Annotated in this window: 12 protein-coding genes; 2 read left to right on the top strand and 10 right to left on the bottom strand. The window is 72.2% G+C overall.

The genetic code is table 11. The features are described 5' to 3' along the window. Positions 1–64 precede the first annotated feature (64 nt). Positions 65–478: a DUF6174 domain-containing protein gene (locus VF584_06165; protein ID HEX8209754.1), complete on the top strand. Its 414-nt coding sequence runs from the start codon at positions 65–67 to the stop codon at positions 476–478. A 71-nt stretch (positions 479–549) separates the two neighbouring features. Here the strand turns inward: VF584_06165 and hslO are convergent, their stop codons facing one another. The 9 genes from hslO to VF584_06120 all read right to left on the bottom strand — a co-directional run bounded on the left by hslO (position 550) and on the right by VF584_06120 (position 16,360). Further along, positions 550–1,434 carry an Hsp33 family molecular chaperone HslO gene (gene hslO / locus VF584_06160; protein HEX8209753.1) on the bottom strand — a complete coding sequence of 295 codons (885 nt, stop codon included), beginning with the start codon at positions 1,432–1,434 and terminating at the stop codon, positions 550–552. A 464-nt stretch (positions 1,435–1,898) separates the two neighbouring features. Then, positions 1,899–3,224, bottom strand: coding sequence for an ATP-binding protein (locus VF584_06155; protein HEX8209752.1), 1,326 nt, complete (start codon positions 3,222–3,224; stop codon positions 1,899–1,901). 211 nt (positions 3,225–3,435) lie between these two features. Beyond that, positions 3,436–4,800, bottom strand: a complete 1,365-nt coding sequence (locus VF584_06150) for a sigma-54 dependent transcriptional regulator (GenBank protein HEX8209751.1) — start codon at positions 4,798–4,800, stop codon at positions 3,436–3,438. A gap of 478 nt (positions 4,801–5,278) precedes the next feature. Further along, on the bottom strand, positions 5,279–6,163 hold the full coding sequence (locus VF584_06145) for a DUF4097 family beta strand repeat-containing protein (GenBank protein HEX8209750.1): 885 nt from the start codon (positions 6,161–6,163) through the stop codon (positions 5,279–5,281). Between the two features lie 77 nt (positions 6,164–6,240). Beyond that, entirely contained in the window at positions 6,241–8,679 is a 2,439-nt protein-coding gene (locus VF584_06140) for an ABC transporter permease (GenBank protein ID HEX8209749.1), read from the bottom strand. Positions 8,680–8,683: 4 nt separating this feature from the next. Continuing rightward, complete coding sequence (locus VF584_06135; GenBank protein ID HEX8209748.1) at positions 8,684–11,077, bottom strand: ABC transporter permease; 2,394 nt, start codon at positions 11,075–11,077, stop codon at positions 8,684–8,686. 622 nt (positions 11,078–11,699) lie between these two features. Further along, positions 11,700–12,377, bottom strand: a complete 678-nt coding sequence (locus VF584_06130) for an ABC transporter ATP-binding protein (GenBank protein ID HEX8209747.1) — start codon at positions 12,375–12,377, stop codon at positions 11,700–11,702. Between the two features lie 195 nt (positions 12,378–12,572). Further along, the gene (locus VF584_06125; protein ID HEX8209746.1) at positions 12,573–13,934 is read right to left on the bottom strand and encodes an amidohydrolase family protein; all 1,362 of its coding nucleotides are present in this window, start codon (positions 13,932–13,934) and stop codon (positions 12,573–12,575) included. A gap of 35 nt (positions 13,935–13,969) precedes the next feature. Next, on the bottom strand, positions 13,970–16,360 hold the full coding sequence (locus VF584_06120) for an ABC transporter permease (GenBank protein HEX8209745.1): 2,391 nt from the start codon (positions 16,358–16,360) through the stop codon (positions 13,970–13,972). Positions 16,361–16,607: 247 nt separating this feature from the next. Here VF584_06120 and VF584_06115 point away from each other — a divergent pair, with 247 nt between their 5' ends. After that, a complete protein-coding gene (locus VF584_06115; GenBank protein HEX8209744.1) occupies positions 16,608–17,312 on the top strand; it encodes a hypothetical protein in 705 nt (234 codons plus the stop codon). A gap of 285 nt (positions 17,313–17,597) precedes the next feature. Here the strand turns inward: VF584_06115 and VF584_06110 are convergent, their stop codons facing one another. Further along, positions 17,598–20,021: an ABC transporter permease gene (locus VF584_06110; protein HEX8209743.1), complete on the bottom strand. Its 2,424-nt coding sequence runs from the start codon at positions 20,019–20,021 to the stop codon at positions 17,598–17,600. Between the last annotated feature and the right edge of the window lie 618 nt (positions 20,022–20,639).

The following is a 20,639-nucleotide window of genomic DNA, read 5'->3' as shown; positions in this document are numbered from 1 at the left end:
AGTGCCGGGCGCTGGGGCGTTCTTTACACGCCCTTCGCCCTTCCACCCCTTCCGGGAGACGCCCATGCGCCTGAAGCTTCGTCTGCTGTGCATCGCTCTGCTGGCCGTCGCGGGGTGCTCCGACAGCCCCCTCGAGCCGTGGGAGAAGAAGCAGTACACGTACGATTTCCAGATGTTGTGCCGCTGCGGTTCGCCTCTCACGACGCCGGTAAGTATCCACGTGCGCGACGGCCGGGTGGCGCTCGTGCTCACCAGACCGGGACCACAGGGGGTAGCCGTCCCGGTCGACGGACCCTTTCCGACCATCCAGGACCTCATCCGGGAGATCGCCAGGGCGCGCGTGAGGGGCCAGAAGGTCACCGTGCGCTACGACGAGGAGCTCGGCTACCCCACCTTCATCGCGTTCGGCGCGTTCGGGAACGACGAGGGCCACGTCTACACGCTCGGGAACCTGCAAACCGAATTCTTTGAGAGGTAGCGAGAAGCCGAAACGGCCGGCGGGCGCGTGGATGCGCTCGCCGGCCGTTTTCTTTTCTGGGTAAAGACCCGTCAGCGCACCGCTTCGAGGATGGCTTCCATCTCGTGCGGGCTGTAGCGGTACGCCTCGTTGCAGAAGTGGCAGACCACCTCGGTGTACGGCTCCTCTTCCTCCTCGATGAGGCGCCGCACCTCGTCCTGCCCCAGGCTCACGATGGCGGATTCGAAGCGTTCGCGCGAGCAGGGGCAGTGGAAGCGGATCGGCTGGCTGTCGCCCAGCGTGTAGCCCTCGGGGAAGATCCGCTCCAGGATCTGCTCGGGGGTGGCGCCCTCGCGCAGCAGCCGGGTGGGATGCGGAAGGGCCGCGATCCGCTCCTCGATGGCCGCGATCTCCTTCTCCGACAGGCCGGGGAGGAGCTGGATCATGTAGCCGCCGGCCACCACGCTGGCGTCCTGCTGCGTGAACACCCCCACGCCAACCGCCGAAGGGGTCTGCTCGCTCTGCGCCAGGTAGAACGTGAGGTCGTCTCCGATCTCGCCCGAGACGAGCGCCACCGTGCCCTGGTACGAGTCCTTCATCCCCAGGTGCTTGGTGACGGAGAGGAAGCCGGTGGACCCCACCACGCCGGCCACGTTCAGCTTCTCGCCGGCGCTCTCCGCGTCCGCGTGGGGGTTGCCCACCAGCCCGCGCACCTCGCCGCGCCCGTTGGCGGTCACGATGATGCGCCCCGCGGGCCCGTCGCCCTTTACGTCCACGGTAAGGAGCTGCTCCTCTTCCTTGAGCGTTGCCGCGGCGATGAGGAGCGCCCCCATGGCCGTGCGCCCCAGCGCCGCCGTGACGACGGGTGATGTATCGTGGCGCCGGCGCAGCTCGGACACGATTCCCGTGGCGTTCAGTGCAAAGGCGCGCACCCGATCGTCGAGAGCGGTGGCGCGCACCAGGTAGTCCCGATCCATCCTCACCCCCTTGGAGCACACAAAGACCCGCCGCCAAAGCACTTACGGCCGCGGCTCACGATGCACTCGGTACAACGGAACGCGCGTTGGGTTCCGCGAACGGCTGGCCCCCTCCCCCCGGCCCCCTCCCCCGCCTGCGGGGGCGCAGGGCGCGGGAGGGGGAGAACTCCGCGCGTGCAGCACAGATCCGGTAGGGGCGCGATTCATCGCGCCCACGCTCCGCCGTGCCTCGACCCCCCGCCGCCCGAACCGATCCGGTAGGGGCAGACCTGCGTGTCTGCCCGCCGCCTGCCCCACCTCGACACCTGCTCCTCACCCCCCACCTCGTAGGGGCCGCCCCACGTGGCTGCCCGTGCCCTCCCCCGCACCGCCCCGTGCGCCGCGCACGGATGCACGCCCTTGCCCCTCCCCCAGGTTGTTTTGGAGGGGCAGCGAGGTGACGAGCGGGGAGGGGGCCCGCCCCCTCACCCCGGCAGCACCAGCCGCGCGATGCAGCCCCGCGCATCCGGCCGGTTCTCCAGGGTCAGCGTGCCGCCGTGGGCCTCGGCGATCTGGCGGCTGAGGGCCAGGCCGATGCCGGTGCCGTTGCGCTTCGTCGTGAAGAAGGGGACGAACAGGTTGGCCGTGTCCGCCAGGCCGGGGCCGTCATCCTCCACCCACACCTCCACCCCGTCGCCATCCGCGCGCCAGCCGACGCGCACACCGCCGCCGGTCTCCAGCGCGGCATCGGTGGCGTTGCGGACGAGGTTGATCAGGAGCTGGTCGAGCTGGTCGGGATCGGCGCTCACCAGCAGCTCGTCGCCGGGGACGACGCGCACGGGGAGGCGCCGCTCCAGCTCCGCCGTGTGGCGCACGCGCAGCCCGATGTCGATGGGGCTGAGCGAGGGGGGCGGGAGGCGCGCCAGGCGGGCGTACTCGGCCATGAAACGGCTGAGCGAGGTGGAGCGCCCCGCGATGATCGCCAGTCCGCCGCGCAGGTCGTCGCCCAGCTCGCCGGGGACGACGTCCTCGCCCACCATCCCCTGAAGCGTGCCGGCGATGGACTGGATGGGCGCCAGCGAGTTGTTGATCTCGTGGCTCAGCACGCGAATCAGCCGCCGCCACGCCTGCCGCTCCTCTTCGCGCAGCACGCGGCTCACGTCCGCCACCACCAGCAGCTGGTGCGAGCGGCCGCCCTGGCGAAATGGACCCCGCCGCACCTCCCAGCGCCCGACGCCGCCGGGGAACTCGTGCTCCACGGTGCGCGGCGTCTCCCCCTCCAGCAGGTCGGTCAGCTCCAGCTCGTCCGCGGGGAAGCCGAGGATGCGCTCCGGTGGGCGGTCCAGGAGGCGCTCGCCTGCGCGGTTGACGAGGCGCACGCGCCCGCCCTCGTCGATGGCGAAGACCGCCACGTCGATCTCCGCCATCACGCGGCGCAGGAGGGCGGTCGCCTCTATGGCGCCGATGCGCTGCTCGCGAAGCGTCTCGCCCAGCGCGTTGGCCTCCACCAGCGCCAGCCCGAGCGCGTCGTCCGGGCGGGCGCCGCGGGCGCGGAGCGAGAAGTCGCCCTCGCGCAGCGCCGCCAGGAGGTTGGAGAGGGTCTGCAGGGGGCGGATGGCCCGCTCGCGCACCATCCACGCGGCCAGCAGCCAGCCGCCGCCCACCAGCACGGCCGCCGTCCACTGCACGCCGCTGTCGTAGCCGCCCCGCCACAGCAGCAGGGCGGAGAGCGCCACTCCCGGAAACCCGGCCAGGAGCGCGAGGATGAAGATCTGGGTCTGGTGGCGCGTCCGCCGCCGGCGCGGGGGCATCAACGGCGGGCCGCCCCGAAACGAGAGATCCAGGAGCGACGATTCCCGGAGCCGGAGATCCACGAGCCCGCATTCCAGGAGCGAATGAATTCGCCGCTGGAACTACACGAAGTCCGCCTGTGCGGACTCGCGCGGCGGGCATCAGGCGGGGCGCCGGAGCATCCGTTCCCCATTCCCCATTCCCCATTCCCCATTCCCCATTCCCCGCCCTTCACAGCCCGAAGCGCTCCAGCCGTCGGTACAGCGCGCTGCGGCTGAGGCCCAGCGCCTCCGCGGCCTGGCTCACGTTGCCGTCGAAGCGCTCCAGCGCCTTGCGGATCAGGAGGCGTTCGGCGTCTTCCAGCGACATCTCCTCCATGGCGACCGAGGCGGGGACGCGGCCCCGCAGCGCCAGGTCCTCCACCCCCACGCGCGGGCCGGCGGTAAGGAGGATCGAGCGCTCCACCGCGTGTTCCAGCTCGCGCACGTTGCCGGGCCAGGGGTAGGAGAGGAGCGCCTTCATGGCATCCGGCGTGAAGCCCTCCAGCGCCTTGCGGTACTGCGCGGCGCCGCGGCGCAGGAAGTGGTTCGCCAGCAGCGGCACGTCCTCGCGCCGGTCGCGCAGCGGGGGGAGGTGGATCTCGACGGTGTTGAGGCGGAAGAGGAGGTCTTCGCGGAAGCGCCCTTCTTCCACGCCCTGCTGCACGTCCAGGTTGGTGGCCGAGATCACGCGCACGTCCACCTTGCGGGTGCGCGACGCCCCCACGCGCTGCAGCTCGCCGCTCTGCAGCACGCGCAGGAGCTTGGCCTGCTGGTCGTGCGGCATGGTGCCGATCTCGTCCATGAAGAGCGTGCCGCCGTCCGCCAGCTCGAAGGCGCCCACCCGGTCCGAGCGGGCGTCGGTGAACGCGCCCTTTACGTGGCCAAAGAGCTCGCTCTCGAACACGCCCTCCGCGATGGCGCCCGCGTTCACCGTCACCAGCGCACGCGATGCGCGGGGGGACGACGCGTGGAGCCAGCGCGCGACCACGTCCTTGCCGGTGCCGTGCTCGCCGGTGATGAGCACGGAGGCGTCGGAGGGGCCCACGCGCTCCATCAGCCGCAGCACGGGCACCATGGCGCGTGACTCGGCGATCATCTCGGGGAGGCCGTCGCTGCGCAGGCGGCGGTTCTCCTGCTCCAGCCGCTGCGTCTGGCGCAGGGCGCGCCCCAGCTCCACCTGCGAGGCGAGGGTGGCCAGGAGGCGCTGGTTGTCCCACGGCTTTTCCACGTAGTCGCGGGCGCCGCGCCGCATCGCCTCCACGGCGCCCTCCACGCTCCCCCACGCCGTCATCACCACGATGGGGAGCGACGGATCGGCGGCGTGGATCTGCGGGATCAGCTCCAGCCCCTCGCGCCCGGAGGTGGTGTCGCGGGCGTAGTTGAGGTCCATCAGCACCACGTCCAGATCCTTTTCGCGCGCCGCGGCCAGCGCGGATGCGGGGGAGGTGGCCGTCTCGATGCCATACCCGGCGCCTTTCAGGAGGAGGCGCAGCGCCTGGATGATGTCCGGCTGATCGTCGGCGATCAGGATGCGGGGCGGAGCGGTGGGAGCCATGGGGTGGACCGGATCAAGTGGGCGCGGCCGGCCCGGGTTGCGGGCCGGCCGCTGGATTCTAGCACTGAGTGCGTGAGTGCGTTAGTGCGTGATGTATGGCGTAGGGGCGCGATTCATCGCGCCCGTGGCCGGCGCCGCTCCGCCGCCCGCCCAAACACCGATACCTTTGTAGGGGCCGCCCCGCGTGGCTGCCCGTGCCTCGCCCGGCGCCGAACGCCGCGCCACGAGCGGATGAACGCCGCTGCCCCACACGAGCCCCGCCTCCGCGGACCGGCTGCGGCTCGCGAGACCGCTTCAGCGGTCTTCCCGTCGTTCCAGCCGGGGGCTTCAGCCCCCGGTGTTGATGCGCCGGTCTCATCCCCCGGTGTTCGTCCCCGAGCGTTCATGCGCCGCCGGGGCTCACCCCCGACGATACATCATTCGACGATACATCGTATGACATTACATCGGCGCGCGATGCATCGGCCAGTGACATCGCTTACTGCGCTCCCCCCGCCCGCTCCAACGCGATGCTGCCGCTGCCGGTGGAGATGCGCAGCGAGCGTCCGCCGCGGCCGATGGTGCCGCGCAGCCGGTGCGCGGTGATGCGGCCCGTGGTGCGCACCTCGAAGTCGCTGCGCACCGATCCGCTCCCCGTGCTGGCCTGCAGCTCCGCGCTGAAGTCGCTGGGGAGGCGCAGGGTGATGTCGCCGTTGCCGCTGCTGAAGCTCAGGTCGCTCGTGGAGCGCAGCGAGGCCATCGATACGCGGATGTCGCCGTTGCCGCTGGAGGCGGTGACCGGCCCGGCCGAGGTGGCCACGTCGATCTGCCCGTTGCCTGACGATGCGCGCACGGCGCCGCGCGCGCCCTGCACCTGGATCGTCCCGTTGCCGGACGACGCGTTCACCTCCGCCGCGCCGGGGCCCACCCGCACGTCGCCGTTGCCGGTGCTGGCGCGCACCGACGCCGTGGCGCCGCTCACGTCCACGTCGCCCGTGCCGCTGCTGGCGGCGAGGAGCACGCCCGCGGGCACCTCCACGGTGAAGTCCGCCCGGGCGTGGCGATTCCCGCGGTGCGAGTCGTCGCGGATCCCCTGCGCCGTGCAGGTGGCGCGCTCGGTGTACAGTGCGCAGATGGTCACGTTCTGCCCCTCGCGCACCAGCTCGAAGCGGATGCGCTCGTTGCCCTGCGCGCGGCGGACGCGGCCCCGCACCGTGGCCGTGCTCCCCCGCGGCGCGCGGGTCACGTTCACGTCGCCCGCGCCGGTGGAGACGCGCAGGGTGGCGCCGGCGGGGATGGAGCCGGACCAGTCGTAGCCGTCGCGCTGGGCTTCGAGCGGCGCCGCGGCCAGGACGGCGAGGGTGAGGAGGGTAAGGTTTTTCACGGGCAGGCTCCGTTGCGAAGAGGATCGTATGTACGGCACGCGCGGATAGGATGCTCGCCGGCGCGAAGTCGTTTGCATCACTCGCTGCGCAGCGCGACCATGGGGTCCACGCGGGCGGCGCGGCGGGCGGGAATCCAGCTCGCCAGGAGCGCGGCGCCGCTCAGGACCGCCAGGGCGAGCGCGAAGGAGGTGGCGTCCACCGGCTCCACTTCGTAGAGGATGCTGCCGATGGCGCGCGTGGTGGCGAGCGCCACGGCAATGCCCAGCACCGCGCCGGCCGCGGCCAGCGCGCCGCCCTGCCGCAGCACCATCGCCACGATGCGGCGCGGGCCGGCGCCGAGCGCGGCGCGAATCCCCATCTCGCGGCGGCGCTGCGTGACGGAGTACGAGACGACGCCGTAGAGCCCGACCGCCGCCAGGGTGAGCGCCACGCCTCCGAACAGGGTGAAAAAGGTGGCGATCCAGCGGGCCTGGGCCAGCGATTGGGCGACGTTCTCGGACATCGGCGTCACCGTGGGCGCGGGCTGCCCCGGGGTCGCCCGCGCCAGCACGCGGCGCAGGGGAGCGACCAGCGAGGCCGGGTCGCCTGCGGCGCGCACGTGCAGCGTGAGGTACGAGTACGTCTGCCGCGGCGCGCGGAAGTAGAGCGTGGGGGGCCCCTCGGCGGCGATGGCGGCGGCGCGCACGTCGCCGATCACCCCGGCCACGTGGAAGACGTCGTCGTTCATGCGGATGCGCTGGCCCACGGCGTCGCGGCCGGGCCAGTACTTCGCGGCGAGCGCCTTGTTGACCAGCACCCGCTGCTCGTCGCCCGCGAGGCCGAAGGGACGCCCGCGCAGCAGCGGGATGCCCATGGTGCGCAGGTACGCGTCGTCGATGGACAGGACGGCGGCGCTGGGGTCCTCGCCCGGCGGCGGCGTGTAGCCCGGCACCTCGAAGGTGGACGACATGGACATGCCGGTGAGCGGCGCCATGTTCGCGAACGTCGCATCCTCCACTCCCGGCAGGGCGCGTACCCGGTCCAGCACCTCCTGCACGCGCGCGGCGGGGGGCGGCCCGAAGCTCTCAGTGCCCGGTTCGGAGAAGTTGACGCCCGCGGTCACGATCTTCTCCGCGTCGAAGCCGGGATCGACCTCGTGGAGCTTGCCCAGGGAGCGGAGGACGAGCCCCATCGCCACCACCAGCACCAGGGTGATGGAGACCTGGCCCACGACGAGCGCTCCCTGCACCGCCAGGCTGCGGGTGGCGCCCTGCGCGCCACCGTCGCGCAGCGCCGTCACCAGGTCGCGCGCGCCGGCGCCGATCACGGGCACCAGTCCGAACGCGATCCCCGCCACCACCGACACCGCCAGGGTGAACGCCAGCACGCGAGCGTCGAGCGAGGGCGACACCCGCGCCACGTCCGGAATGCGCGAGGCGAGCGACACGCCGGCCCACGCCAGCAGGAGCCCCGCGCCCCCGCCCATCAGCGCCAGCACCACGCTCTCGGTAAGGAGCTGGCGGGCGATGTGGCCGCGCCCCGCGCCGAGCGACGAGCGGATGGCGATCTCGCGGCGGCGCGAGCTGGCGCGTGCGAGCAGGAGGTTGGCCACGTTGGCGCATGCCACCAGGAGCACCATCGCGACGACGGCCATCAGCAGGTACGCGGCACGCTCCCGCACCGCGCGCGTGTCCTGGTCCAGCGACAGGCCGGCCACGTTCCCCGCGGGCACCACCCGGGCCAGGCGCCCGGCGTTGGTCTCGGGATGCGCGGCGGCCAGGCGGCGCGCGGTGAGGTCGGCGGCGAGCTGGGCGCGCTCCGCCGTCACCCCCGGCTGCAGGCGGCCGAAGACGGTCGCGAACGAGACCGAGCGCGTGTCCAGCGGGTTCATCCGGGGGTCCAGGAAGGCGGCGCGGGCGCGCAGCGGGATCCAGACCTCCGCCGGGTTCTCACCCCCCAGCGCGCGGAAGACGGTCTCGCTCCCCACCACCCCCACCACGCGGAAGGGGTGCCGGTTGAGGATCACGGTCTTCCCCAGCACGCCGGGGTCGGCGTTCATCCGGGTGCGCCAGTACGACTCGCTCACCACCGCCACCGCGCCCGGGTCGTCCGCCCTGTCGTCGGAGGGGAGGATGGTGCGCCCGCGGATCGCCTTCACCCCCAGGACGCGAAAGAAGTCGCCGCTGACGGCCGCTCCCCCCGCTCCCTCCACCGCCCCCGTTCCCACGCGGAAGAAGCGCGTCTCGTGCGCCGCGAGCCCCGCGAACACCTCGCGGCGCGCCCGGTAGTCCTCGAAGTCGGGGATGGACCACGAGTAGCCCGGAGTCACCTCCCCCGTCTCCACGTTGCGGTTCATGGGGTGGAGGCGCACCACCGCGCCCGGATCCTCCACGGGCAGGGGGCGCAGCATCAGCGCGTCCACCACGCTGAAGGCCGTCGCGTTGGCCCCTATCCCCAGCGCCAGCGTGAGCACGGCCGCGGCGGTGAAGCCGGGGGCGTTCTTCAGGGAGCGGAGGGCGTAGCGCAGGTTGGTCATCGGATCACTCGGAGCGAAGGGCGATCATGGGATCGACGCGTGCGGCGCGTCGGGCGGGGAGCCAGCTCGCCAGCACGGCGACCGAGGCCAGCAGGAGGGCGACGAGGGCGAAGGTGAGCGGGTCGCTGGGGCTCACCCCTTCCAGCAGCCCAGCCATCAGCCGGGTGACGGCGAAGGCGCCCGCGAGCCCGATCCCCACGCCGATGGCCGCGATGGTGAGCCCCTGCCCCACCACCATGCGCAGCACCTGGCCGGTGCGCGCGCCCAGCGCCATCCGCACCCCGATCTCGTGGATGCGCTGCGCGACCGCGTACGCCATCATGGCGTACACGCCGGTGACCGCCAGCAGGAGCGCGATGAAGCCGAACGACGCGAACATCCCCCCGAAGAGCCGCTGCCTCCAGAGCGACTGTCCCGCGACCTCGGCCATCGTGTGCACGTCGGCCACGGCGGCCCCGGGATCGATCTCGCGGATGGCGCGGCGCAGCGCGGGCGCCAGCGCGGCCGCGTCGCCCGGGGTGCGCGCGACGAGCGCCATGGAGCGGCTGCCGTGGTCGCCCGCGGGAAAGTAGAGCTGCGGGCGCGGTGCATCGCCGCGATGCTGGCCGCTGATGTCGTCCACCACCCCGATCACCGTGCGCCAGTCGCCGCCGATGCTCACCGTGTGGCCCAGCGCGCTCCGCCCCGGCCAGAAGCGCTCGGCCATCGAGCGGCTGACCACCACCACCGGCGCGCCGGCCGCGGCTTCCTGCGCGGTGAAGGGGCGCCCGGCGCGCAGCCGCAGCCCCATCGCCTCCGCGAAGCCGTCCGTCGTGCGCCGCACCTCGGCGTCGGGGCGGTCGGAGCCCGGCACCTCGCGCCCGTCCACCATCACGCCGCTGGTGGAGGAGCCGCCCGAGAGCGGGAGCCAGTCCGCCATCCCCGCGCTGGCGACGCCGGGAAGCGGGCGCACGCGGTCGAGCACCTGGCGGAAGAAGGCCGTGCGCGCCGCCGCGCTCTCGTAGCGCTCGCCGCCCACGGTGATGCGCATCGACACCGCGCCGTCGAGCCGGAAGCCGGGGTCGGCGGAGTTGAGGTGGACGAATGAGCGCACCATGAGCAGCGCGCCGGTCAGCAGGATCGCCGCCATCGCGAGCTGCCCCATCACCAGCGCCGACTGCAGCCGCCCGCGCCGTGCGCCGGTGGTGGAGCCGCGGCCGCCATCGCGCAGCACGCCCTGCAGGTCGCCCGACGTGGCCCGCAGCGCCGGCGCCAGGCCGAAGAGGAGGCCGGTGCCCAGCGACACGCCGAGCACGAAGAGGAGCACGGTGCGGTCGATGTCGAACACCATCCAGAGCGGCGGCTGGAAGGGAAAGGACGACATGATCAGCCGCAGCCCCCACACGGCGAGCCCGATCCCCAGCGCGCCGCCCATCAGCGACACCAGCGCGCTCTCGGTGAGGAGCTGCCGCACGATGCGCCCCCTCCCCGCGCCGATCGCCACGCGCACGGCGATCTCGCGGCGGCGGGCGGCCGCGCGGGCCAGGAGGAGGTTGGCGACGTTGGAGCAGGCGATCAGGAGGACGAAGCCCACCGCGCCCATCATCACCAGGAGGGGGGCGCGCACCTCGCCCGCCCAGCTCTCGCTGAAGTCGGTCGCCCGCACGCCGGAACCCGCGTTCGTCTCCGGATAGCGCCGCGCCAGCTCGCGCGAGACGGCGTCCAGCTCGGCGCGCGCCTGCCGGAGCGTGGCCCCGGGCCGCAGCCGGCTGATCACGGACATGTACCGGCTCCCGCGCTCCTCCTGCACCTCGGGGCGCAGCGGCGTCCAGAAGGTCTGGTTGTCTGGAAAGCCGAAGTTCTCCGGCATCACTCCGATGACGGTGTGCGGCACCCCGTCGAGCGACAGGGTGGAGCCCACGATGCGCGGGTCGCGCTCGAAGCGCCGCTCCCATTCCTGGTACGCGATCACCACGACACGTGCGGCGCCGGGCTCCCCCTCGTCGGGGAGGAAGGTGCGCCCCAGCGCCGCGCGCGCGCCGAGCATCGAAAAGAGCCCGGAGCTCACCACCTCGCCGCTCACCTCTTGCGGCTCGGCGCCGCGCCCGGTGAGGATCATGCGGTCGTCGTAGTACGCCCCCATCGCCTGAAAGGAGGGGCTCCCCGCCTGCCAGTCCACGAAGTTGGGGTACGAGACGCTGCTCTCGTCGCCGGTCTTCTGGTGCAGGGTGCGCAGCACCACGAGCCCGTCGGGGTCCACGTGGGCCGGCGGGCGCAGGAGGATGGAGTTGACCACGCTGAACATCGTCGTGTTCACCCCGATCCCGAGCGCCAGCGTGGCCACCGCCACCAGCGCGAACCCTGGGCTGCGGCCGAGGGCGCGCATGGCGAAGCGGAGGTCCTGGAGGAGCGTGTCCATGGAAGAAGTGCGTGAGTGCGTTAGTGCGTTTACGCGCACCGCGTAGGGGCGTGATTCATCACGCCCGTGCCCGACACTGCTCCACCGCCCGCCGTCCACCCCGGTCCCTGCTACCCGTAGGGGCAGACCTGCGTGTCTGCCCACCCTTGCCCCCACCCCGGCCCCGCCCTTCCGCACCGATCCCGTAGGGGCTGCCCCACGTGGCCGCCCGTGCCCTTGGGCATTCGCCGATGTCCGCCTTCCAGGAGCGAATCTTCGCCGCTGGAACCACGCGAAGTCCGCCTGCGCGGGCTCACGCATACGCCGGCGCGCGTCGCCATCCTTCTGTCATCCTGAGCCACGCGCTTCACCGCCGCTCGCCCGTGCTCCGTCCTGTGGCGCGGAGCGAAGGATCTACTGCACGTGCCGAGAGGTGCGTCGTGTCGCGCCGGCCTCTTGCCTCGCCGGCTAGATCCTTCGGTCGCCGCAAAAGGCCAGCGCGGACGGCCCAGGTGGTGCGCGGGCGGGCTCCCTCAGGATGACAGTGGCGTGCTGCGCGGATCGACGCGCTGGAAGGGGCGGGCGTGATGAATCACACCCCTACGCCCATCACGGCAAACCCAACGCACTCACGCACTTCCGTTCACGCCGCCGCCTTCTCCCCCACCACCCACCCATCCGCCAGCTCGATCACCCGGTCGCCGGCGGCGGCGTTGGCCTCGGAGTGGGTGACCTGGATGATGGTGGTGCCGGCGCGGTTCAGCTCGCGAAAGAGGTCCATGATCTCGCGGCCCTGCGACGAGTGCAGGTTGCCCGTGGGCTCGTCGGCCAGGATCAGGGTGGGCTCGGCGATGATGGCGCGCGCGATCCCCACCAGCTGCTGCTGCCCGCCCGAAAGCTGGCTCGGGTACAGGTCCTTTTTGCCGACCATCTGGAAGCGGTCCAGCGTGTCGCCCACGCGCGCCGCCCGCTCCTTGCGCGGCACGTCGCGGTACGAGAGGGGGACCTCCAGGTTCTCGGCGACGGTGAGGTCGTCCAGGAGGTGGTACTGCTGGAAGACGAAGCCGATGTGGCGCCGCCCGAGCGCCGCGCGCTCCTTGGGCTTCATGGCGTGCACCGGCTCGCCGCTGAACCAGTACTCGCCGCTCCACGCCGCGTCGAACATCCCCAGGATGGCGAGAAGGGTGGACTTGCCGGCGCCCGAGGGGCCCGTCACCGAGACGAACTCGCCGGGGGCGACGTCCAGGCTCACGTTGCGAAGGACGTACGTCTTCGCCGCACCCGCGGGGAAGGACTTCTCGACGTTTCGGAGGCGGATCATGTGAGCGCGTGGAGTTCGAAGGGAGTGCTGCGGCATCCGGAACGACCGCCCCGGGCGCCATAATCAAGTGCGACACGCATGCCCGGCGCGCCGACGCCGTAAGTCGCTGCGATCCATCATCTTGGCGCCACGGAGAACAACACGCATGTCCGTGGGTGGGAAACCCTCGTCCCAAAAACGGACACCCTGCACGGGCTACTTCGCGGCCCGCTCGGCGTCGGCCAGGAGCGCGTCGAGGGCGGCGCGGTCAAGGTAGCGTCCGTTCAGCACCACGCCACGAATCTTTTGCGTGTTGCGGATGTCGGCGAGCGGGTTCGCGTCCAGGAGCACCAGGTCGGCGAGGCGGCCGCCGGCGACGATGCCGAGCGAATCGGCCCTTCCCATGAAGCGCGCGGGGCGCAGGGTGGCGGCCTGGAGCGCCTGGAGCGGGGTGAAGCCGCCTATCTCCACCAGCTGCGCGAGCTCGTCGTGCGTGGCGAAGCCGGGGACCACCAGTGGCGCGCCGGCATCGCTCCCCACCATCACCACCATCCCCGCCGCGGCCAGCTCGCGCAGGTTGCGGACGTCGTTGCGGTACATCGCGCCCCAGTCCATCGCCGTCTCGTGCTTGCGCGTCTTGGCCTCGTCGCGCCAGCGCTGCGAGACGCGCGCGGGAAGGTAGCGCAGGCGCGGGGCGTCCGCGCTGGCGAGCACCAGGAGAGAGTCGCCGGAGAGGACGCGCCCACGCCACGTCACCAGAGTGGGCGCGATGGCGGTGCCGTTGAGGATGAGCTCGCGGTACACCGAGTCCCGCCCGGCGCGCGACTCGGTGATCGCGGGGAAGAAACCGTGCTCGAAGCTCGCCATCCCCGCCGCCGAGGCATCGGCGGGCCGCATTCCGCCGTGCGTGTGCGCATAGACGGGAAGGCCGCGCTCGCCCGCGCGCTGCATCAGCGCGCGGAGCACCTCGGGCGCGGGGTAGTTGCGCACCTTGACGTGGTCCGCGCCGAGCCTGGCCACCGAGTCCACGAAGGCGATTGCCTCCGCCGGCGTCGAGGGGCCGAAGCGGAAGGCGAGCCAGCCGGTGTTCTGCCCCTCGCGCTCCTGCATGCCCCGGACGGCGGCGATCCAGCGCGGGCTCTCCACCACGGGCGAGGCGATCTTCATGCGCGGGCCCATGCGCTGCCCGGCCGCGATGCTGTCGCGCCACGCGCGCACCCGCGCGAAGTCGTCCGCGCCCATGTCGCGGATGCTGGTGACGCCGTTGGCCGCGTACAGCAGGAGCGCGCCCGGCCCGTTGCCGTACACGTGCGTGTGCATGTCCCACAGCCCCGGGATCAGGAACTTCCCGCTGGCATCCACCACGCGCGTCCCGGCGCCAATACGAACGGCGGGCCCCACCTCGCGGATGCGGTTCCCCGCCACCACCACCGTCTGGTTGGGCAGGAGGCGCCCCGTCTCCACGTCCACCACCGTCGCGTGCGTGAAGGCGATGGGCGTGTCGAACGGAGCGGGCGCCTTCGCCGGGCCACACGCCGCGAGGAAGGCCAGGAGGAGGATCGATCGAAGCTTCATCATCGTGACTCGCATGCTGGAGACAGGCAGATTGCGGTTCATTCGGAACGCAGCGCGACCATCGGGTCCACGCGGGCGGCGCGGCGGGCGGGGAGGTAGGTGGCGACGAGCGTGGTGGCGGCCAGGAGCAGCGACACCGTCGCGAATGTGAGCGGGTCGGTGGCGCTCACGCCGTAGAGAAGGTGCCCCACGACGCGCGTGGCCGCCACCGCCGCGATGAGCCCCGCCCCGATGCCCGCGGCGGCGAGCACCACGCCCTGCCCCAGCACCAGCTTGAGCACCTGCGCGGTCTGCGCCCCCAGCGCCATCCGCACGCCGATCTCGCGCGTGCGCTGGCCCACCGTGTACGACATCGCGCCGTACACGCCCACGCACGCCAGCAGCAGCCCGGCGGCACCGAAGGCGCCCACCAGCAGCGCGCCCAGCCGCTGCGCCAGGAGCGAGTCGCCGATCAGGTCGCGCAGCGAGCGAAAGGTGGGGAGGGGGACCTCGCGGTCCAGCCGGCGCACCTCGGCGGCGAGCGCGGCGGCCACCGGGCCCTCCTGCCCTTCGCGGACGCGCACGTTGAGCGTGCGCTCGGGCATGGTGGGAGCCTGCGCCATCGGCAGGTAGAGGAGGCCGTTCGGCGTTTCGCCCAGCGAGCGGAGCTTGGCCTCGCGCACCACTCCGATCACCTGCAGCGGCTTCTCGCCCATCATGATCGACTTCCCCAGCGCGTTCCCGTCGGGCCAGTAGCGCGCCGCCAGCGCCTCGCTCACCACCGCCACGTCCGCTTTCTCGTCGGCGGCGGTGAAGCCGCGCCCCTTGAGCACGGGCAGGCGCAGCGTGCGGAAAAAGTCGGCGGAGACGGCGTTCAGCATCATGAAGGGCATCTCGCCCGGCTTCGGCGTGTGGCCGGGGACCGAGGCATGGATCATCCCCCCGTTGGCCTGCGAGAAGGGGACGCTCATCGAGAGCGCGGCCGACTCCACGCCGGGAAGCGCGCGGGCGCGCTCCTGCAGGCGGTCGAAGAACTGGGCGGCCTGCGCGGGATCGTAGCCGCTGGGGCTCAGGTCCAGTGTGGTGGTGAGGACGCCCGCCGGGTCGAAGCCGGGGTCCACGCTCCACGCGCGGTCCAGCGCGCGCATGAAGAGCCCCGCGCCCAGCAGCAGGAGGAGCGAGAGGGCGATCTGCGCGGACACCAGGGCGCCGCGCATCCACCCGCGCCCGCCGCGCTTCAGCTCCGTCGCGCCCTTGAGGAGCGGCACCACGTCCGCCGAAGCGGTCTGCAGCACCGGGACGATGCTGATGGCGGCGCCGGTGACGAGCGCCAGAACCAGGGCGAAGGCCCACACCCGCGCGTCGGGCACCAGCTCCACGGCCACCGCCTCGGGCCAGGGGAGCGCCATCAGCAGCCGCCCGAACCAGGTGGAGAGGAGGACGCCGGCCGCGGCGCCCGCGAAGGTAAGGAGCATCGCCTCGGCCACGATGCCGCCCACCACCCGCGCGCGCGTGGCGCCCAGCGACATGCGCAGCGCCGTATCGCGGGCGCGCGCGGTTGCGCGGGCGGCCAGGATGCCGGCCACGTTGACGCACGCCGCCAGCAGCACCAGCGAGGTGGCGAGCGCCAGGAGCCGCAGCGCGCCGGTGACGTCTTCCTTGCGGGACCACGACATCGGGCTCACCTCCCGCAGCACCACGGCGTCGGGCGCGAACTCTCCCTCCCGCGGATCGCGGTTGGCGCGCACCACGGCCGTGAGCGCCGCCTCCGCTTGCGCATGGGTGACGCCTGGACGCAGGCGCGCCACCAGGTTCACCCCGAAGCTGCGCCGGGCCCCGCCGCGCAGCACCCGCGGCGCCGCGGCGATGGGAAGCCAGACCTCCGGCCGGTCCCCGATCCAGGCCGCGGTGAGCTCCGCCGGGGCCACGCCCACCAGGCGGAACGGCTGCCCGTTGATCCGCACCGTGCTCCCCAGCACCGCCGGGTCGCCGCCGAAGCGCGACCGCCAGAGCGGGTTGGAGATGGCGGCCTCGTCGGCCGCCGCGGGCCAGCGCCCGATCCCCGGCCGCACGTCCATCACGCCGAAGTAGTCGTCCGTCACCAGCACCCCGTTGGCCACGCCGGGCCCGTCGGCGGCGCGCAGGCTCACCCCCTCCTCCAGCGTCCCCGCCACCCCCTGCACCACGCGCCGCTCCTCCGCCACCGCCCTGCGCAGCGCATCGGAGGCGGTCACGAACACCGTGCCCCTCTGCGTGGAGAGCGACACCTCCGCCAGCCGCTCCGCGTCGCGAAAGGGGAGCGGGCGCAGCAGAAGCGCCTGCGCCGCCGAGAACACCGTCGTCCCCGCCCCGATCCCCAGGGCCAGGGTGAGCACGGCCGCCAGCGCGAAACCGGGGGTGCGGCGCAGCGAGCGAGCGGCGAAGCGGACGTCCTGGATCAGCGGTTCCATGGCGATGGCTCAAGCGGGGAACGAAGGGGTAGTACGGCGTCTCTACTGAGCGACATGCGTTCCTACCGGTGCGCCCGCGCAACCCGTTGCCCCGCAACGCCCTCGCCGCGAGGACCCGAGGCGCCTCCGTTCAGCGCTGGGAATCGCCCGTCCCAAAACCGGACATCCGGCGCCCTTCTCTGGACTGAAATCGCTGCTTATTATTCAGGACATCCGCGCCCCAACATCCCCCGATAGAGTTGGAATCATGAGGCACCTTCGAATGTACGGCCTTCCCGCCGTGCTGCTCCTTGCGTGCGCGTGCGAAGGCAACGCCACCGGAAAAGTGGATACGGCGGGACCCCCCGCCACGGTGCAGCCGCTGACCGAAACCTTTCGGTACGGCTCCGTGGGTGACTCGCTATCTCACAGCCCGGCCGTGATGGTGCGGGACGCGAACTCGGCCCCCGTTCCCGGCGCGGCGGTCACCTATACCCTTTCGCAGGGCGCGGGCAGCCTGAGCGGGGCCCCGGCGACGACCGACGGGATGGGTGTCGCCCAGGTGCGCAGGTGGGTCCTCCCCACGAAGCCGGGAGAGGTCACACTGGACGTGGCCGCCGGCAACGTCGCGCCGGTCCGGTTCCGCGTTTTCGTGCACGCGCAGCCCCCCTCCGTGGTCCAGGTGCTGAGCGGCAGCGACCAGACGATCGCGGCGGGAGCGTCCACGACGCTGCGCGTGCGCATGGTCGACGTCTTCGGGAACCCCGGGCCCTCGGATGTCTCCTTCACCGTCCTCGAAGGGCGCGCCACCGTCTCCCCCGCCCAGGTGAAGGCCGGCAACGACGGGCTGGCATCGGTGCAGCTCACCGCGAGTGCATCGCTGGCCCCGGGCGAGGTGATCCGCGTCGCCGTCCGGCGTCCCGACCTGCCCGCGAGCCACCCGAGCCAGGTCATCACCCTCCGCGGCGCCTGAGGCGGGCCCCCTCCCCCGCTCGTCACCTCGCGGCCCCTCCCCCAATAACCACCTGGGGGAGGGGCGTACGCATAAATCTCCGCGGAGTACACACATCCTGTAGGGGCGCGATTCATCGCGCCCGCCCTTGTCCCCGCCTCGACCTGTGCCCGCCGCGCCAATGCCGTAGGGGCAGACCTGCGTGTCTGCCCGCCGCCTGCCCTGCCTCACGCCTAAAACGCCGAGGCGCAGAGAAACCTTTTTCTCCGCGCCTCTGCGTCTCCGCGTGAGCCCGCGGTTCCGCGGTTACTCGGACCGCAGCGCGATCATCGGGTCCACACGCGATGCGCGCCGGGCCGGGAACCAGCTGGCGAAGAGGGCCGCGCCCACGAGCAGGATCACCACCACGGCAAAGGTTGCCGGATCGGTGGGAGAGACGCCGTAGAGCTGGCTGCTGAGGACGCGCGTGAGCACCAGCGCGGCCACCAGACCGGCCAGCACGCCCCACGCGGTCAGCCCCAGCGTCCACTTCATCACCATGCGCAGCACCGAGGGCGCCTCGGCCCCCAGCGCCATGCGGATGCCGATCTCGCGGGTGCGCCACGCCACCGTGTACGAGATGACGCCGTAGATCCCCAGCAGCGCCAGCCCCAGCGCCGCCGCGCCGAACACCGCCGTCAGGACGGCGAACATGCGCGGCTCCGCGATGGTGCCCGCCACCATCTGCCGCAGCGTGGTCACGCCCACGATGGGCTGGTTGGGCGCCACCTCGTGGATGGCCGCCGTCACCGCGCCGCTCATCGCCGCCGGATCGCCCTGGGTGCGCACGAAGAGCTTGGTGGCGCTGCGCGAGAAGGGGCCGTTCATGGACACGTACATGGCCCCGCCCGGCTCCGCCGCCAGCCCTTCCGTGCGCACGTTGTCCGCCACCCCGATCACGGTCAGGTCGATCTCGCTGGGCTCGTTGCGGAGCGTCTTGCCGATGGGGTCCTGTCCCGGCCACAGCCTCGCGGCCAGCGAGCGGTTGACCACCACGCCCAGTGCGTCGCCCTCCACGGACTCGCTGAAGTCGCGCCCGCGCAGCAGGCGAATCCCCAGCGCGCGGAAGTAATCCGGCGTCACCATGAAGAGGCCCGCGTCGGGCTTGACCTCCACCCCCGGCCGGTCGCTCAGGACAAAGGTGTACGGCTCGCCGCCGCCGTGCAGCGGAAGCGTCTTGCTGGCGCCCACGGCCACCACGCCGGGCACCTGACGCACACGCTCCATGATGCGGTTGCGATACGCGATCCGCGCCTCCACCCCGCCCTCCAGCTCCGGCGGGGAGACGCTCATCGTCAGCACGTTCTCCGCGCGGAAGCCGGGGTCCACGTTCGCCAGGCGCCACAGGCTCTTGAGCATCAGCCCGGAGCCCATCAGCAGGACGACGGCCAGTGCCGTCTCGGCCACCACGATGCCGTTGCGGGCCGCCGCGCGCTCGCGCCCCTCGCTGCCGCCGCGCCCGCCGGCCCGCAGCGCCTGCCCCGGCTCGCCACGCGATGCGCGGATTGCGGGCCACGATCCGAACATCGCCGCCGTCCCCAGCACCGCGGCCAGGGCGAACGCCGCCACGCGCGCGTCGGGGCGGATGTTGTCGGCGCGCGGCAGGTCGCCCGCGCCCAGTGCCACCAGCCAGTCCACGCCAATCAGCGCCAGCCCGAAGCCGAGCAGCCCGCCCGCCGCCGCCAGCAGGAAGCTTTCGGCGAGGTGCTGGCGGATCAGCCGGCCGCGCTTCACCCCCAGCGCCACGCGGATCGCCGTCTCGCGGCTGCGGGCGGTGCTGCGCACGAAGAGGAGGTTCGCCAGGTTGGCGCAGGCGATCAGCAGCACCAGCACCACCGCGCCCAGCAGCACCAGGAGCGCAGGCCGTACCCGCCCCAGCAGCGCATCCGAGAGCGGAACAATCGCGGCCGAGCTCCACCCCTCGTTGGTCTCCGGATTCTGGCGGGCCAGCGTGGCGAGCGCGGCATCCGTCTTCTTGCGCACGGCGGCGAGCTCGGCGCCCGGCGCCAGCCGGCCCACCACGGTCATGAAGCGGCTGTCGCGCGATCGGCCGATGTCGTCGGGGCCGAAGATGGCGAGCGGGATCCAGGCCTCCACCTCGCGCGCCGGGTACTGGAAGGAGGGCGGCATCACCCCCACGACGGTGAAGGCGTCGCCATCGAGCTGCACGCGGCGCCCCACCACGGCGCGGTCGCCGCCGTAGCGGCGCGTCCACAGCCCGTGGCTCAGCACGATGGCCTTGGGCCCGCCCGCCACGCCCTCCTCCGCGCTCAGGGTGCGCCCCACCTCGGCGGCCACCCCCATCGCGGGGAAGAACTCCCTGGTGACGAAGGCGCCGGAGAGGACGGCCGGCTCGCCGTCGCCCATCAGGTTCATGGTGCTGTTCCCCGGCGCGTACCAGAAGCCGCCGAGCTGCGCAAATTCCGGGACGGCGCGCTGCAGGTCCAGGAAGTCCGGCTCCGAAAAGGTGCCGTCCGTTACGCCCTCGCCGGCGTTGACGTGCTTCAGCTCCACCAGCCGCTCCGGCGCCGCGTACGGCAGCGGGCGCAGGAGGACGCCGTTGACCACCGTGAAGATGGCCGTGCTCGCCCCGATCCCCAGCGCCAGCGTCAGCACGGCGATGATGGTGAAGGCCGGGCTGCGCAGCAGGGTGCGGAGCGCGTAGCGGAGGTCCTGGATCAGCGAGTCCATGGGGATGTTACTCCTGGGGGTCTGGTCGCGTCGGGAAGTGCTAAGTGCTAAGTGCTAAATGCTAAGTGCTAAGTGCTAAGTGCTAAGTGCCTAGTGCCTAGTGCCTAGTGCCTAGTGCCTAGTGCCTAGTCCTGGTTGCCCTTTGCTCGGGGTGCGCGCCTTTGTCATCCTGAGAGAGTCGCCCCCACTTTCTCCGCCGCGCAACGCACTCCCTGCGGCGAGCGAAGGATCTAGCCGGCGAGGCAGGAGGGCAGCCGGTGGCGACGAGCCCCTCGCCAGCAGCAGTAGATCCTTTGCTCCGCGCCGCAGTGTGGAGCGGGGGAGAGGACGGTGATGCGTCGCTCAGGATGACAAAACGGGGGGGGTGCGTCCACGCACCCGCGGATTCGCGCACTCAGGACTCTCCTCACGCCCCCACCCGCGCACCTCCGCACCAACGAACCGACGCACTTCTGTTCAGCACTTAGCACTTAGCACTTAGCACTTAGCACTTAGCACTTGGCACTTGGCACTTGGCACTTGGCACTTGGCACTTGGCACTTGGCACTTGGCACTTGGCACTTGGCACTTGGCACTTGGCACTTGGCACTTGGCACTTGGCACTTAGCACTTGGCACT

It is taken from the genome of Longimicrobium sp., from assembly GCA_036389135.1.
In the GTDB taxonomy this organism is placed as follows: domain Bacteria; phylum Gemmatimonadota; class Gemmatimonadetes; order Longimicrobiales; family Longimicrobiaceae; genus Longimicrobium.
The sequence above is the reverse complement of the archived record's forward strand: the minus strand, read 5'-3'. Positions and strand labels throughout refer to the sequence as shown.

Excerpts from the sequence above, each read along its gene's own strand:
- VF584_06165 (HEX8209754.1), top strand. The coding sequence starts at position 65 with ATGCGCCTGAAGCTTCGTCTGCTGTGCATCGCTCTGCTGGCCGTCGCG.
- hslO (HEX8209753.1), bottom strand. The coding sequence starts at position 1,434 with ATGGATCGGGACTACCTGGTGCGCGCCACCGCTCTCGACGATCGGGTG.
- VF584_06155 (HEX8209752.1), bottom strand. The coding sequence starts at position 3,224 with ATGCCCCCGCGCCGGCGGCGGACGCGCCACCAGACCCAGATCTTCATC.
- VF584_06150 (HEX8209751.1), bottom strand. The coding sequence starts at position 4,800 with ATGGCTCCCACCGCTCCGCCCCGCATCCTGATCGCCGACGATCAGCCG.
- VF584_06140 (HEX8209749.1), bottom strand. The coding sequence starts at position 8,679 with ATGACCAACCTGCGCTACGCCCTCCGCTCCCTGAAGAACGCCCCCGGC.
- VF584_06135 (HEX8209748.1), bottom strand. The coding sequence starts at position 11,077 with ATGGACACGCTCCTCCAGGACCTCCGCTTCGCCATGCGCGCCCTCGGC.
- VF584_06130 (HEX8209747.1), bottom strand. The coding sequence starts at position 12,377 with ATGATCCGCCTCCGAAACGTCGAGAAGTCCTTCCCCGCGGGTGCGGCG.
- VF584_06125 (HEX8209746.1), bottom strand. The coding sequence starts at position 13,934 with ATGATGAAGCTTCGATCGATCCTCCTCCTGGCCTTCCTCGCGGCGTGT.
- VF584_06120 (HEX8209745.1), bottom strand. The coding sequence starts at position 16,360 with ATGGAACCGCTGATCCAGGACGTCCGCTTCGCCGCTCGCTCGCTGCGC.
- VF584_06115 (HEX8209744.1), top strand. The coding sequence starts at position 16,608 with ATGAGGCACCTTCGAATGTACGGCCTTCCCGCCGTGCTGCTCCTTGCG.
- VF584_06110 (HEX8209743.1), bottom strand. The coding sequence starts at position 20,021 with ATGGACTCGCTGATCCAGGACCTCCGCTACGCGCTCCGCACCCTGCTG.